This window comes from Candidatus Babeliales bacterium, assembly GCA_016929235.1.
GTDB lineage: Bacteria > Babelota > Babeliae > Babelales > JABCYS01 > JAFGJD01.
Genome location: JAFGJD010000004.1, coordinates 246,077 through 259,915, shown reverse-complemented (window position 1 = coordinate 259,915; position 13,839 = coordinate 246,077). Strand labels below are relative to the sequence as shown.

General features: G+C 42.9%; 12 protein-coding genes. 6 read left to right on the top strand and 6 right to left on the bottom strand.

Going from position 1 to position 13,839, the window contains the following annotated elements; genetic code table 11:
- The first annotated feature begins 25 nt into the window (after window positions 1-25).
- From JW872_01765 to JW872_01750, 4 genes are all read left to right on the top strand, one after another.
- Window positions 26-1,069 (top strand): AAA family ATPase, encoded by a 1,044-nt coding sequence (locus tag JW872_01765; GenBank protein ID MBN1549367.1) that lies wholly within the window; start codon window positions 26-28, stop codon window positions 1,067-1,069.
- 112 nt (window positions 1,070-1,181) lie between these two features.
- Window positions 1,182-1,952 (top strand): deoxynucleoside kinase, encoded by a 771-nt coding sequence (locus JW872_01760; protein ID MBN1549366.1) that lies wholly within the window; start codon window positions 1,182-1,184, stop codon window positions 1,950-1,952.
- A 101-nt stretch (window positions 1,953-2,053) separates the two neighbouring features.
- The gene (locus JW872_01755) at window positions 2,054-2,983 is read left to right on the top strand and encodes a hypothetical protein (GenBank protein MBN1549365.1); all 930 of its coding nucleotides are present in this window, start codon (window positions 2,054-2,056) and stop codon (window positions 2,981-2,983) included.
- A 116-nt stretch (window positions 2,984-3,099) separates the two neighbouring features.
- Window positions 3,100-3,564: a hypothetical protein gene (locus JW872_01750; protein MBN1549364.1), complete on the top strand. Its 465-nt coding sequence runs from the start codon at window positions 3,100-3,102 to the stop codon at window positions 3,562-3,564.
- Here the strand turns inward: JW872_01750 and JW872_01745 are convergent.
- Together JW872_01745 and JW872_01740 are read right to left on the bottom strand one after the other, a co-directional pair.
- Window positions 3,553-5,406 (bottom strand): transketolase, encoded by a 1,854-nt coding sequence (locus JW872_01745; protein ID MBN1549363.1) that lies wholly within the window; start codon window positions 5,404-5,406, stop codon window positions 3,553-3,555. The genes JW872_01750 and JW872_01745 overlap by 12 nt on opposite strands.
- Window positions 5,407-5,923: 517 nt before the next feature.
- Window positions 5,924-6,169 (bottom strand): hypothetical protein, encoded by a 246-nt coding sequence (locus JW872_01740; GenBank protein ID MBN1549362.1) that lies wholly within the window; start codon window positions 6,167-6,169, stop codon window positions 5,924-5,926.
- A 20-nt stretch (window positions 6,170-6,189) separates the two neighbouring features.
- Between JW872_01740 and JW872_01735 the strand changes: the two genes are divergently transcribed.
- Window positions 6,190-6,711 (top strand): DJ-1/PfpI family protein, encoded by a 522-nt coding sequence (locus tag JW872_01735; GenBank protein MBN1549361.1) that lies wholly within the window; start codon window positions 6,190-6,192, stop codon window positions 6,709-6,711.
- Between the two features lie 4 nt (window positions 6,712-6,715).
- On the opposite strand, the gene JW872_01730 is transcribed toward JW872_01735, so the two are convergent.
- The gene (locus tag JW872_01730; protein MBN1549360.1) at window positions 6,716-8,035 is read right to left on the bottom strand and encodes a hypothetical protein; all 1,320 of its coding nucleotides are present in this window, start codon (window positions 8,033-8,035) and stop codon (window positions 6,716-6,718) included.
- A gap of 156 nt (window positions 8,036-8,191) precedes the next feature.
- Here JW872_01730 and JW872_01725 point away from each other — a divergent pair, with 156 nt between their 5' ends.
- Window positions 8,192-8,575 (top strand): thioredoxin family protein, encoded by a 384-nt coding sequence (locus tag JW872_01725; GenBank protein ID MBN1549359.1) that lies wholly within the window; start codon window positions 8,192-8,194, stop codon window positions 8,573-8,575.
- A 3-nt stretch (window positions 8,576-8,578) separates the two neighbouring features.
- Here JW872_01725 and JW872_01720 read toward each other — a convergent pair whose 3' ends face one another.
- The 3 genes from JW872_01720 to JW872_01710 all read right to left on the bottom strand — a co-directional run bounded on the left by JW872_01720 (window position 8,579) and on the right by JW872_01710 (window position 13,837).
- The gene (locus JW872_01720) at window positions 8,579-10,213 is read right to left on the bottom strand and encodes a hypothetical protein (protein ID MBN1549358.1); all 1,635 of its coding nucleotides are present in this window, start codon (window positions 10,211-10,213) and stop codon (window positions 8,579-8,581) included.
- 103 nt (window positions 10,214-10,316) lie between these two features.
- Window positions 10,317-12,299, bottom strand: coding sequence for a sodium-translocating pyrophosphatase (locus JW872_01715; GenBank protein MBN1549357.1), 1,983 nt, complete (start codon window positions 12,297-12,299; stop codon window positions 10,317-10,319).
- Window positions 12,300-12,433: 134 nt separating this feature from the next.
- Window positions 12,434-13,837, bottom strand: coding sequence for a UDP-N-acetylmuramoyl-L-alanyl-D-glutamate--2,6-diaminopimelate ligase (locus JW872_01710; protein MBN1549356.1), 1,404 nt, complete (start codon window positions 13,835-13,837; stop codon window positions 12,434-12,436).
- Window positions 13,838-13,839 lie beyond the last annotated feature (2 nt).

The window sequence follows — 13,839 nt, the reverse complement described above, 5'->3', positions numbered from 1 at the left end:
CGATGCTTCGAGACAAAGGAATTACATGAAACGAATCATCCTCATCTGTCTTATCACGTTCATGTATCTACCGATACTGTATCCAAAAAAGGAAAATATATTAGGTAAAATTGCGTCAGGTTTTCGTGATAGCATGCGCCCATTTATGACTGATCTCAACAAATATAATTGGGACCGATTTGTTGAAGATTGTGAATTTGACCCCAATGATCCATCTACTTATCCCACAAACAATCCTTATCAAAATACACAAAACCCTCTGGAACCGAGTAAACATAAAATAGACGTACATCCCCCTGATTATACCTTTAATGATATTGCTGGAACGGTCCCACAAGAAATAGTTGACCTACTGTCATTCATACAAAACACTGACAAATTCAAACGATTTGGCATTAATCCACCCCGCGGTGTCCTTCTAGTTGGACCTCCCGGCACAGGGAAAACATCACTCGCACGCGCCATTGCAGGAGAAACTCATTGCGGCTTCATTCATTGTTCTGCAAGTGAGTTTATTGAAATTTATGTCGGCACAGGGCCACTACGTATTCGGCAACTATTCGATCAGGCACGCTTTTTTTTACAACGCAATCCTATAAGTCGCGTCATTATTTTTATTGATGATATCGATGCAATTGGTAGTCGATTTGCTATGGCAGGCCATGACACTGAAAGCCGTCGTACACTCAACGCATTACTTGATCAAATGGATGGGTTTGATCAAGATGAACGTATTATTGTACTAGCAGCAACTAATGACCCTCAAGATTTGGATCCCGCACTTAAACGAGCTGGACGATTTGATGTTATTGCGCATGTTCCGCTCCCATCAAAAAATAATCGTGTCGCAGTATTAAAACATTACTTAGATAAGATCCCCAATAATCGGGTTGATCCAACATTAGATTACGAACAACTTGCCGATGATACTCATGGATTTAACAATGCAGACCTCAAAGAGATGGTAAGGTGTTCTGCATTGAACGCTGCGCGTGAGGATGCCGCAATGATTACCATGCAGCACCTCGATGTAGCAGCTTCTTCCATACGCCAACAAAAGCTATATTAAGACCTACCTATAGCTCTCAATGAGTTATACATTCCTTCTTTCTTTTTTGAAAAAAGTTTGAAACACTTAGCATGTTTTTGGTCATTCTTATGCTCAATTTTAGGAGTTGCTCATGCAGAAATGTCGTCTTTTTTCGTTAGCGCTACTCTCACTATATTGTACTACGTATCCTACTACACAAGAAGAAGCAGCTCCTACCATAGTAATACGGGAACCATTACAAATAATGGTTGAAGGCAACATTGGTGCCGGAAAGACAACATTCTTAAGAATGTTATCTGAAGCTCTTCAAGATGTTTCGTTCTTGCCTGAGCCCGTTGAATCATGGCAAAACGTAAATGGATATAATCTGCTCCAAGAATTATATACCGATTCTAATCGCTGGGCATATTCCTTTCAGACCTATGCCTTTCTAACCCATATTAAAAATCAAGAACATGCTACCGATCAAGATGCTCCTGTCGCACTGCTCGAACGCTCAATTTACTCGTGTTATTTCTGTTTTGCTCGTAACTTTAAGGAAACCAATCAGCTCAATCCGCTTGAGTGGGAACTCTGTAATGAGCTCTTTAAAAAACATGTAGCCGATGCACCAAAACCAGATGGATTCATCTACCTCAAAACATCTCCCGAAATATGCTTCACGCGCCTCAAGATGCGTAATCGATCTGAGGAGGCAGGCGTTCCACTAGAGTATTTAGAAAAATTATCATTTAACCATGACGATTGGCTTATTCGTAAAAACGGTATCACCCCTCGGGAGTATAAAGAAATACCTGTTCTCGTACTCGATAGAGATCTAGACATTTTTGATCCTGCCGTATTCGCAGAATACGTTCATCAAGTTAAAGCGTTCATCACTGATCTAGAATCATGCAACTAGTACAATCAAAAGCCTTCTTGAGATGAGCAATCTTTGACGTCTCTCCTAGGTGCTTTATAGTGTTACCGTATAGGTATATGAAAGTACGGAAGCTCAAAAGTATGTCTCGTAGAGTAGCTGGCTACATCACATCCCTTGTCGTGCTGTTGGCAAGCGCCAGCTGTGTAGGATCGCGTTGCCCTATAAAAAAACGCTATCTCATGATCTCATCAGGAGCGACACGACATCAGACAAGGGAAGAAGCCGCTGAGCCAATCATAACAGTGTGGATCCACGGAACCTTTAATAATCCCGTCTTCAAGAAGTTTCATACCTGCCCTAACATAGGTCTATGGAAGGCATCAGATCTTCCAGAGACCTATCATCTTAAAACAATCGCTCAGATCTTAGCCCGCGAGGATGCACGACAATTTGATCTCGATTCATTTTATGCATTTGGTTGGTCAGGAGCACTGAGTTTCCAGGCACGTGAACTTGCAGCAAGAGATCTCTATCGGGAACTACAACGTGAGCACTACGCCTATACTACTAAGCATGGACAGGCCCCTAAAATTAGGCTTATTACCCACAGCCATGGTGGCAACGTAGCGCTCAATCTTGCTAAAGTAAGGCTGCCCAACAATAAGCTTGTAATAGATGAGCTCATTATGCTTGGTACACCAATACAAAATGAAACTGCATGTTATGTGAACGATCCATTCTTCAAAACAATTTATTCACTGTACTCCCACGCTGATATGCTTCAAATTATGGATCCTCAAGGCATATATCATGAACAAAGAAAAAAGAAGACAAAGCCGTTTTTTTCCAAACGCACATTCCAACTGAATCCATATACATTCCAAACGGCCATCAAGTATAACGGCCGAGCAATTGCACACACCGAGTTTCTTCTATCGCACTTCATCACTATTCTTCCTCAAATCTTACAAGAACTTAGAAGCTGGCATGCTCAAGAAAAAGAGAATCCTGCGTTCAACAAAACAGATGTTGAATATGTCCTCAAAATTAAGACAAAAAAGAAAGCTTGATAACATGTTCTATGCCTATCACCTTCATCCATTCTCATGAGTTACTTGACCAGTGCCCTTCCATTTTGATACGCCTTGCGTGATAACCATTCTGTTTTGACCAAAGGAGTGTAACTATGAAAAAACAGATACTGTTCATTACAACTACTGCTTTGACCTTTGTAAATACGCAAGCTAGCGATTCCATAAACATCACATTTGTCAACAAAACCCCATATGCAATCACTGCCCGTTTTGTGATTGATGATGGAACAATACATGGTCGGCCAACAACCGAAGGATTTCTCATCAATGCTAGTTTAAACAGCAAGACGGGAGGTGAGAAAACAGATATCGAACTTAATAAACTCTACTGGTTTGAAAAGCGCGGAACAGGCCTTGGTAGCAACACGGTTATGAACGTAGTCATGGGGAAAATTCCTAATAATGCATACCTTATGTCCCAAGGACCTGAAGTTGGTGGCGATTATAAGGTGGAACTTTCCGACACAGACAATCAAACATATGAACTTACACTGAACAACAAGAACCAATTGGTTGTCCAACCTATGTTGGAACGTGTAAAAAAATCAAACAAGTAGTTTGAGCTCTTGAACAATCGCAGCCGCGCTAATCTGTTCATATTCCATAAGTGCGTCTTTTGATCCTGATCGTGGTAATTTGGTAACAGCTAACGAGCGAATGGTACAGTCTGCACTCGCAAGACCAGCAGCAACCGATTCACCGATTCCGCCTTCATAATAGTGGTCCTCAACCGTTATGATGGTTTTGTTTGCGCGATGCGCCGCTTGAACAATTCCATCAAAGTTAATTGGCTTCACGCAATACAGATCCATAACTGCAATCGATATACCATTCTGTTGTAGTTCGTTATATGCCTTAAGCGCTTCAAATACAGTAATGCCTGCGGCAATAATACATGCAACATCACTGTCACTCGTACGTAGCATTGAGAACCCACCAATTGTGAATTTCGCACCGCTCTCATAGATCACTGGTGTTGGAGCACGTGTCGTACGTAGGTATGTAATCCCGTCGTCATATGAGTGCATCTCACGAACCAAAGCCTGCGTACTAACCGCATCGCACGGATAAAGCACCACAGAACCAGGAAGTGTACGCATCATGGCAATGTCTTCAAGCCCCATTTGGGAAGGGCCATCTTGCCCAATCGAGACACCTGCATGTGAACCTATTATTTTAATCGTAGAGCGACCAATCGCAGCCATGCGCAGTTGATCAAAAGCACGGGATACAAATGCTGCAAACGTTCCCGCATACACATGCTTACCTCGCACAGCCAAACCAACTCCCATGCCGATCATAGCTTGTTCCGCAATAAAACTTTGTATAAATCGTTGAGGATGATTTTTCTCAAACAATTCGGTAAATGTTGAATTCTTTACTTCAGCATCCAATACCACCATATCGGGATCTTCACAGCCTAGGGCCGCTAACGTATGACCACATGCAACCCGTGTCGCCACGTAATCTCCAACAGTATATACAGGAGACTCTGGCTTACTCATCTCGGGCACTGCCTTGTTTATTCGTCGTGGCAACCGTGGCATTGTCTCTGTTCCGCCACAGTATAATGATTCCGGGAAACGTTTTTTAAGCGTATCTAATGCGGCATCAAGTTGGTCTAATGGAACGGCTTTACCGTGATATCCATTTTGATCTTCGCACGCTGTAAGGCCATATCCTTTCCTCGTTTTTGCAAGAATAATCGTTGGCTTATCAATAATTGCAGTTGCTTGATCGAATACTTGTAACAATGCCTGCATATCATGACCATCTACGGTGAATGCGTGCCATCCAAATGCCTCAAATCGTTTTTTGTAGGCGACTAGGTCATTACCAAATAATGACTCTCCCACTTGTCCTAAACGATTTACATCAACGATAGCTGTTACGGTATTGAGGCGGTAATGTGCAGCAAGTTCAACGGCCTCCCACACCGAACCTTCAGAAATCTCACTGTCGCCCATCAAGACATAGGTTCTAAAATCACGACTGTCTAAGCGAGCGCTTAATGCCATACCAATACCAATCGAAAGACCTTGACCCAACGATCCCGTCGCTACTTCGTTACGATCAAATCGTGATGTTGGATGTCCTTCAAGTACAGAGGTAATATCGCGATAGGTCATCATCTCACGATCGCTAATAATCCCCAACTCCTTCCATGCTGCATAGACAACAGGAACAGCATGACCCTTAGAAAGAATAAACCGATCACTATCAGGATTGGATGGATTATGTGGATCATATCGCATAACATGAAAAAATAATGCCGTAACAATATCTGCTGCAGATAGCGCTGAAGTTACATGTCCCGAGCCTGCCTGTGTTGTCATTCTTACTGATGATACACGCAAGTGATACGCTTTAGATTTCAGTGCGGTTATCAGATCATTCATATGAATTACTTTCTTTACTCTCACAATTTTTTATACTAGCTCTCTCAAGATAGGATCTTAGTACAAAAGAACTTCACGTGAAAACAATCGCCCTAATTCTAACCGCATGTTCTCGATGGCTCGCTCGCTTCCTTCAAGCGCAATGTATTGTCACAGCAACGTCACTTCCTTTTCTCGCATGGTGGGGCCTTCCGGTTTCTATGGCAACGTTCCTTGGGAACCTCATATTTATGCCGCTCTTGTTCGTCTTTCTTTTTGTATCGTCATGCATCTTCTTCTTGGAACTCATACACCTTCCTTCATACCCCTTAGTATTCATTCTTGAACAACTTACGTACATCTGGGCCTATCTTGGTAACCTGAGCTCGTCATCATGGCTCTACGGAATACCACAGGCCATCACCCCTATCCTCTGTCTTCTTCCCATCATTATGATTGGAGGAGTACTGTATAAAAAAACCGTCAGAGCCCTGATTATCAGTATGCTCATCTTGGGAACATCAATACATGTAGTCTCTCAAGAACCACGCATCGTGCAAATCCCATGTAAAACAAAGTGTGTAACTGCAGTATACAATGGGATAGATGTAACACTGATAGATAACGGAGCAACCCGCCAGGTTGGCAATGCTCGTTCATGGGTAATACACACTTTAGTACCAACCTTGAATAAAGCTTTCGGAACAAGTAACATCTGCAGATATATAACAGTTTCCCCTGGGAAAAGAACATCAAGGATTTTAAAAACGCTCTCAGAAACCACAAAGTTTAGAGGGGCTCCTCATGTCATATCCGATTATTTTCCTCGTCATTGCAAGCAACGGGTATCAGCAAATCGAATACGAAACGACAAAAAAGTTTTTGGAAAAAGCAAATTTTAAAGTTGTAACAGCAAGTGACAAACCTGGTGCCGTTTCCAACAATCAAACACCGGCAATTGTTGATATCACATTAGATAACATTTCCACAACCGCTTATGACGGAATATTCTTCATTGGAGGATCGGGGGCATTGGATCATCTTGATATTCCCTTGAGTTACCATCTTCTTTCTGAAGCACACAAACATAACAAGATCTATGGAGCCATTTGCATAGCACCAAGAATCTTAGCAAAGGCTGGCGTTCTCAAGGGCAAGCACGCAACAGGCTGGAATGGTGATAATGCTCTTCCTGGTATTTTCGATGGATACGATGTTACTTATGTTGATAAGCCCGTAGTCCGTGATGGAAATATTATCACAGCATCGGGACCTCAGGCCTCGGCAGATTTCGCACAAGAAATTATCAACATTTTTAGGCTTTAACTCGTTACAATCTGCCCGAAAGCAAGATTCTAGTTTCTTTTTTGTACAGCTCAACATGTGGCTGATCAAACGGGTTCACCTCAAATAACACTCCAAGAAACATCATCTCAACCATATACATTTGCATGAGATATCCAATCCAATATTCCGTCTTTTCAGGAAGCATAAGGCTCATACACGGACGATGGTGCTTGGTGTAAGCTGTTTGCACTCCAGAAATAATTGCTTCCATGAGAAAAGAAACTGAAACTCCTTGGATATTGGAAACACAACGATCGAGATCAGGAATAGTTGGCACCTCAAGCTTGGTCTTATTGTGAGCAACAGCGAGAAACGTCGTAATCTTATCCTTGGGACCACCAAGATACAGCTGTCCTACTGAATGAAGATCGATACTACCAATAGAAACGGTTGGAGTCATACCAACTACAGTCCCATTATCACGCGTCTTTCCCAAACTTTCACCCATTAACTGTCGGTACCACAGCCCGATACCAGCAAGATCTTTTGAAAAGGTAAAAAAATCACTTATTACAACACCATGTTTGCTTACCAAATACTTCACCACAGCACTGGCAAGTGCGGGGTTATCATCAAGAGATTCTTGTACACAGGTTTGTAGTCCCGCACGTGCACCGGCAAGTAGTTCTTCCAAATCAACACCAAGCATTCCTAAGGGAAACAATCCGACCGCGGTAAACACAGAATAACGGCCACCAATTTTTTCAGGAATATCTAGGACCGTCATCTGTTCTTGATATGCAAACTGGGCCAACTGAGAATCTGCATCTGATGTCACCACAATATATTCGTGATAGTTCTTTGGTCTATATTCCTTCAGCACCCCAAGAAACAACTCAAAACATGCAATGGTCTCTGTTGTCGCTCCTGATTTGGTAACTACGTTAAGCAGAACATTATCACCTACAGCAAGAATCTCTTGCACAATCGCAATCTGACATGACAATGAATCACTATCAACTGTATCGGCAAAATACACTTGCATAGCTGGATGGCGCTCGTTATACAATGCTCCATGCAATGCTTGGTGCACCGCAAGTGTTCCTAAGTTTGAACCACCAATACCAATCACAATCATAGCTCGAGGCTCGAGACACTTTTTCTCGGCTATAACTCGCTGTACATCACGAAGTATCCTTTTATCCTGGATGACAACAACCGAAGCCCGATCATCATCGTAGCGCATTTGTTGGTACGTAGAGCCAATCCGGTCTCGTTCTTGTTGTAGACACCGAGCAGTAGCGGAAAAATCTTCTTCTTTGAGACAAGATGAGACTCGATAGGAACAGCGAATTGTTTTCATAGCCTACCTTTCTTGCGTAGCGCATTGCACTTTCTTATGGCAGATTCTGGCAAAAATGCAATGATATATCTCGCCTTAGATACATTTGACGTCATCGAAAGAGCCCCTTAGGCTGTACAATGGTTCTTACGTAACACCATTAAAAAGGAATAAAGTATGAAACATCTTCTTTATATGGGATCACTACTTTTAGCAAGCTCACTTTTATGCGCTGATGTAGGAATCATCAACAATCAAACCAATCTCGATGCGGTACTTACTTTAAACGGAGCTGCTGTGATTGATGTCTATGCGGACTGGTGCAACCCTTGCAAAACAATGGCACCAATATTTCTTGAATGCTCCAATGATGCCAACTATAAATCAATCACATTTTTAAAAATGAATGTAAATACGGGACTCGCAGGCACCTTCAATGTTATAAGTATTCCAACATTCCTTTTCATTAACAAAGGTGCTGTTATTAAGCGTGTAACCGGCAAGAAAACTAAGAGCCAACTTAAAATAGAGCTCGACAGTTTCTTAGAACAAATAAACTAGCTATCACAGCTCTACCGGCATACGGCCCTGTACATCACACTTACCTAGAAGAACCTGGGCAGCAGCAATTTGTGCATCAGCGTCGTCCTCGAACGCTTGGATGATAGTTATCTTTTTATCAAAAAAGGACGCGGCATACGGGCTGCCAAACAGTACGACATGAACTGGTCGTCTTTCAACTGCTGCGTTAATGTTAATGATCATAAATTGATCCAATCCAAAATATGATTGTGGGAACTTAGTCATATCAGATAACGCAATAACAATCGGCCCATCGCCCTTTGCCAAGAATGTATCAACTTGCTCTTCATAGCCACTATATGCCGGAACCCTTACCACTATATGTCCTGCGTTGTTCATGGTGTCTGAGAATGGTACGGCTGAACCAATGCAAAGGACTTGGGCATCAGATTGTGCTACCGGCCGATTGCCGATACATGTAACAGCTTGGGAGTAAAGCCGTTGTTTTAATGTACGAACATAGTGGGTATTTAGTTCTTCGGGATCCTGTAATTCAGTAACGTACCGTTCACGGTCTAGACCACAACGAGCCTTAAGACGTAATACAGCACGAACACGCTCATCAAGATCGTTAGGCATAATAGCACCAGACTCAACACTGGAAACAAGGGCCTGGATTACGCGTGGAACATCGGTCGGAAATACTAATACAGTATTGCCCGCGTGGTACGCCTTAAGAGCAATCTCTTCAGGGCTATAATGCTCAGTCAGTGCATGCATATTAAGTGCATCGGAAAACAGAGCACCTTTAAACCCCCATTCCCCTCTAAGCAACGATCTAATGACTTTACGAGACAATGTCACAGGAACATCTGCATCCAATTCAGAAAAGACTATATGCGCCGTCATTGCAGCATCAATACCATTTGCTATCAAATACTTAAATGGAACAAACTCAATCGATTCCAAGCGCCCCCTGCTATGGAGAATTTTTGGTAATCCTAGATGGGAATCAACTGTTGTATCACCATGGCCAGGAACATGTTTCATAACTGGAATCGCATGCTGCCTAATTCCCTCCATTAAAAGATGAGCTTTTCGAGCAACATCACCCGGCTGGTCACCAAACGATCTCATACCAATAACGGGATTATGCGGATTATTATTGACGTCGGCAACAGGAGCAAAAATAATATGTACCCCAAGTCGTCGTGCTCTTGTCCCGAGAACTTCCCCAACCTCGTAAATAAGTTGTTCGTTTTTAAGTGCGCCGAGCGTCATTTGCAGAGGTAATCTCAAAAGTTCAGGATGTCGCAGCTTACCAGGTTCAAAATCTTGTGCGAATAAGAGGGGTATTCGACTGAGAGATTGAAGATGGTTAGCAAATGCCGCATGATTACAAACTGATCCAACTTCACAGATCAATAAGAACCCGCCCACTCCATATTCTTTGACCATATGCTCCGCGTAAGAACGATTCAAGCCATCCGGAAGTTTAAAAGTAAATAGTTGATCTTGCAGCCCTTCTGCATCAGGATCATACGGAATTGCAGGCATCACTAACTGTGCTACTTTTTCGTGCGTTGTCATTGCAGCTAGCGTGCGATTTATCCAAAAAGAATCCTCTTGTGCTAAACACCCTAATACTACACAACTTATTATGAATATTCGCTTCATACGAAACTCTTTTTTCTGGGTTTAACAAACTAGAGCGAAGCATATAAAAAAGCGCCAGAGAATCCAATAAATTCTCTGGCGCATGTGTTGTTTATATGATCGATTACATTGCTGCAAGTAACAACGCAATAACCGACATCAATTTAATCAGAATATTAAGTGCTGGTCCTGATGTATCCTTGAATGGATCACCTACAGTGTCACCAATCACAGCTGCCTTGTGAGCATCTGAACCCTTACCACCAAGATTTCCCGCTTCGATATATTTTTTAGCATTATCCCACGCGCCACCACCGTTAGCCATCATAAGCGCCAACAATACCGATACAAGAGTTGCACCAACAAGCATACCGCCTAGGGCTAGTTTACCAGAGGCCCTGAATCCATAACGAACAGCTACAGGAAGCAGCACGGTTAAAATACCCGGCAACATCATTTTACGAAGAGATGCACGGGTACTGATGGCAACACAGCGTTCATAGTCCGGCTCAGCAGTACCAAGTAAAAGACCGGGAATCTCTTTGAACTGGCGACGCACTTCCATAACCATTTCAAGCGCAGTTTCACCAACTGCGCGCATCGTTAATGCAGAAATTAAAAATGGCATAACACCACCAATGAACAGGCCCGCGACTACAACTGGGTTGATCAGGTCAAGAGTTCCAAGTTTTGCTTCAAGCGAATATGCAGAGAACATAGCCAGCGCAGTCAACAAGGCGGATCCTATTGCAAATCCTTTACCCATCGCAGCTGTTGTATTACCAAGTGAATCAAGACGATCCGTGATCTTTCTGACTGATGGGTCAAATCCAGCCATTTCAGCGATTCCTCCCGCATTATCCGCGATAGGACCATATGCATCAACGGTCATCGTTATACCAACCGTTGCAAGCATTGCTACGGCAGAAAGAGATACACCAAATAGGCCTCCCCCAAAGAAGAATGAACCAAGAATCGCAAGGGAAAGCAACACAACTGGGGCAACGTTCGATTCCATACCAACAGACAATCCATAGATAATATTGGTTGCTGCACCTGAACGAGAACTATCTGCCAATTTTTTAACAGGTTCTCCAGCAGTGTAATATTCGGTAATCAAACCAACTGCAATCCCACCTACACAGCCGAGTATAATTGAAATAAGCAGCTGCATATCCATATTCGCAGAATCAAGGTAGAAGTAGGCCGCACCGATCAAAAAAACAATTGATATATAGGACGCATTGCGAAGCATTGTTGCAGGCTTCAATCTGAAGAAAAGTGTAGAGACTAAACTGATAATTGAACCTAATAAACCGAAGGTTGCCAACATAATCGGAAGAGAAACATAGCTAGCCGCTGCATAGCTTGTACTTGTAATCGCAATGATCATCGATGATACCATTGCACCCAAGTACGATTCATAGATATCGGCACCCATGCCAGCTGTATCACCAACGCAGTCACCAACATTATCTGCAATCACCGCGGGGTTACGAGGATCATCTTCTGGAATACCCGCTTCAACCTTACCCACAAGATCCGCCCCAACATCAGCTGATTTAGTATAAATACCCCCACCAACACGAGCAAAGAATGCCACTAACGAAGCACCTAAGCTAAATGCAGTAATATAGGTCGTAAAGTGAGGCTGCCCATAGTAAAAATAGAACATGGAACCCAATCCAAGCAAACCAAAACTTGCTACGGAAAGCCCCATAATACCGCCCCCAGAAAACGCCATAAGAAAGGCCGCGTGTTCTCCCTGCTCTTTAGCCGCTAACGTAGTTCTCACGTTCGCTTTGGTTGCCGCATGCATGCCAATATAACCGGTCATAAGAGAGAGCGTAGCACCACATACAAAAAAGAGAGCTGCCGCCGTACTAAGAGCAATCGCTAAAACAATTGCCACTATGGCAGCAACAACTGCAATAATCTTATATTCCTCTTTGAGGAAGGTCATAGCCCCCGAACGAATCGCATCAGCAATATGCTGAGCTTTTTTGTGATGAACCACAAACGAACCAATTTTTTTGAGCAGTCCTACAACAACTAGGAGCCCCAAAACGGCAACACCAGCCGAAAGAATGGAATAGAAATTATCCATACAACGCCTCACGGTTAGATAAGTAGATAAATTATTGCGGAAAACTACCTTAGAATAGAGGGATGAAGCCCCTTTGTAAAGGGCGTTTCTGGCAGCCAAAAATTAAGGAATACTCTTCTTCGAGAACCGTCGGTTTAGCACAGATGAGAAATAATCTGTTTTTCGTGAAACGGGATCTTTTTCCCCTGGACCTCCTGGTATTCATCTGGGCCCTTCCCGAGTAAGGCTATTACACCACCCTGTTTGGATAACCGATACGCCAAATGTATCGCTTTTTCACGATTCAGTTCAGACAGAATGTGCTTATTTTTGCGAGGCACAATTCCCTTCATGATGTCATTGATAATATCTTGAGGATCCTCGGAACGTGGATTGTCAGATGTAAGGATCACAACATCCGCATATCGCGCAGCAATCTCACCCATCATAGGTCGCTTGGCCGCATCACGCTCACCGCCAGCACCAAACACGACAATCACGTGTGAATATAATTCTCTCAACACCGATAAAACTGCCTCATACGATGCAGGATTGTGTGCATAATCAATAACACAATCTGCTCCATTAGCTAACGCAAAGCGATCCATACGACCAGGAACAATAAATGGTTGCTTCAGAGCATTCTGTATATCTTTAGGATCAACGCCAAGCGCGAATGTCACGCGAACTGCTGCTAAAAGATTAGAGACATTGTATGAACCAACTAGCGAAGGGCATACCATCGTATGTACTACATTTTCGTGTTTGATTACAAACGAAATACCCTTGCGCGACCCTGCAACATCAGCAAGATCCTGTATTGAAAAGGAACGAAAGTGTGGATTTTTTTTGAGGATCTTGCGACCAGCCGCATCATCTGCATTCACAAAGATATTGCCATCTTGTGGGCACTGATGGAATAAAGAAACTTTGGCCAAGAAGTACTCTTGCATAGATGTATAAAATTCGCCGTGTTCTTGCGAAAAATTAGTAAATATAACTTTATCAAATGAAATACCATCAACTCTGCCCAATGTCACAGCCTGGGCAGATACTTCCATCACAACATGCCTTACATCCTGCTCTATACACTTCTTGAAAAACATGTGCAGATAATCGGGCTGTGCAGTTGTTAATGGCGCTCGTAATACATAACCATCAATCGCGTTGCTCACAGTACTTAATCGCGCCACTTTGATACCCGCATGTCGTAGAAGATGTTCTATGAGAAATGTCGTTGTTGTTTTTCCTTTTGTTCCCGTAATCCCAATGATCGTCAACATTTGTGCGGGATAACCAGCTGCTTGAGCACTCAATTGCGCAAGGGCTCGACGGGTATCAGAAACACGCTCTACTGTTACATGAGCAGCATCAATTAAAGCTTGTAACTCTTCTGACAAGGAAACATCCTCATGTAACACAATACGAGAAGCCCCTTTTCTAATTGCCTTGGGAATAAACGAAACACCGTCAAGTTTTAACCCCTGGATCGCGACAAATGTCGACCCAGGGCCAACATAATCAGTATGTGCGGTAACAGGAAATGTTGCCGGCATCATTA

Excerpts from the sequence above, each read along its gene's own strand:
- JW872_01725 (MBN1549359.1), top strand. The coding sequence starts at position 8,192 with ATGAAACATCTTCTTTATATGGGATCACTACTTTTAGCAAGCTCACTT.
- JW872_01750 (MBN1549364.1), top strand. The coding sequence starts at position 3,100 with ATGAAAAAACAGATACTGTTCATTACAACTACTGCTTTGACCTTTGTA.
- JW872_01730 (MBN1549360.1), bottom strand. The coding sequence starts at position 8,035 with ATGAAAACAATTCGCTGTTCCTATCGAGTCTCATCTTGTCTCAAAGAA.
- JW872_01765 (MBN1549367.1), top strand. The coding sequence starts at position 26 with ATGAAACGAATCATCCTCATCTGTCTTATCACGTTCATGTATCTACCG.
- JW872_01760 (MBN1549366.1), top strand. The coding sequence starts at position 1,182 with ATGCAGAAATGTCGTCTTTTTTCGTTAGCGCTACTCTCACTATATTGT.
- JW872_01715 (MBN1549357.1), bottom strand. The coding sequence starts at position 12,299 with ATGGATAATTTCTATTCCATTCTTTCGGCTGGTGTTGCCGTTTTGGGG.
- JW872_01720 (MBN1549358.1), bottom strand. The coding sequence starts at position 10,213 with ATGAAGCGAATATTCATAATAAGTTGTGTAGTATTAGGGTGTTTAGCA.
- JW872_01745 (MBN1549363.1), bottom strand. The coding sequence starts at position 5,406 with ATGAATGATCTGATAACCGCACTGAAATCTAAAGCGTATCACTTGCGT.
- JW872_01710 (MBN1549356.1), bottom strand. The coding sequence starts at position 13,837 with ATGATGCCGGCAACATTTCCTGTTACCGCACATACTGATTATGTTGGC.
- JW872_01735 (MBN1549361.1), top strand. The coding sequence starts at position 6,190 with ATGTCATATCCGATTATTTTCCTCGTCATTGCAAGCAACGGGTATCAG.
- JW872_01755 (MBN1549365.1), top strand. The coding sequence starts at position 2,054 with ATGTCTCGTAGAGTAGCTGGCTACATCACATCCCTTGTCGTGCTGTTG.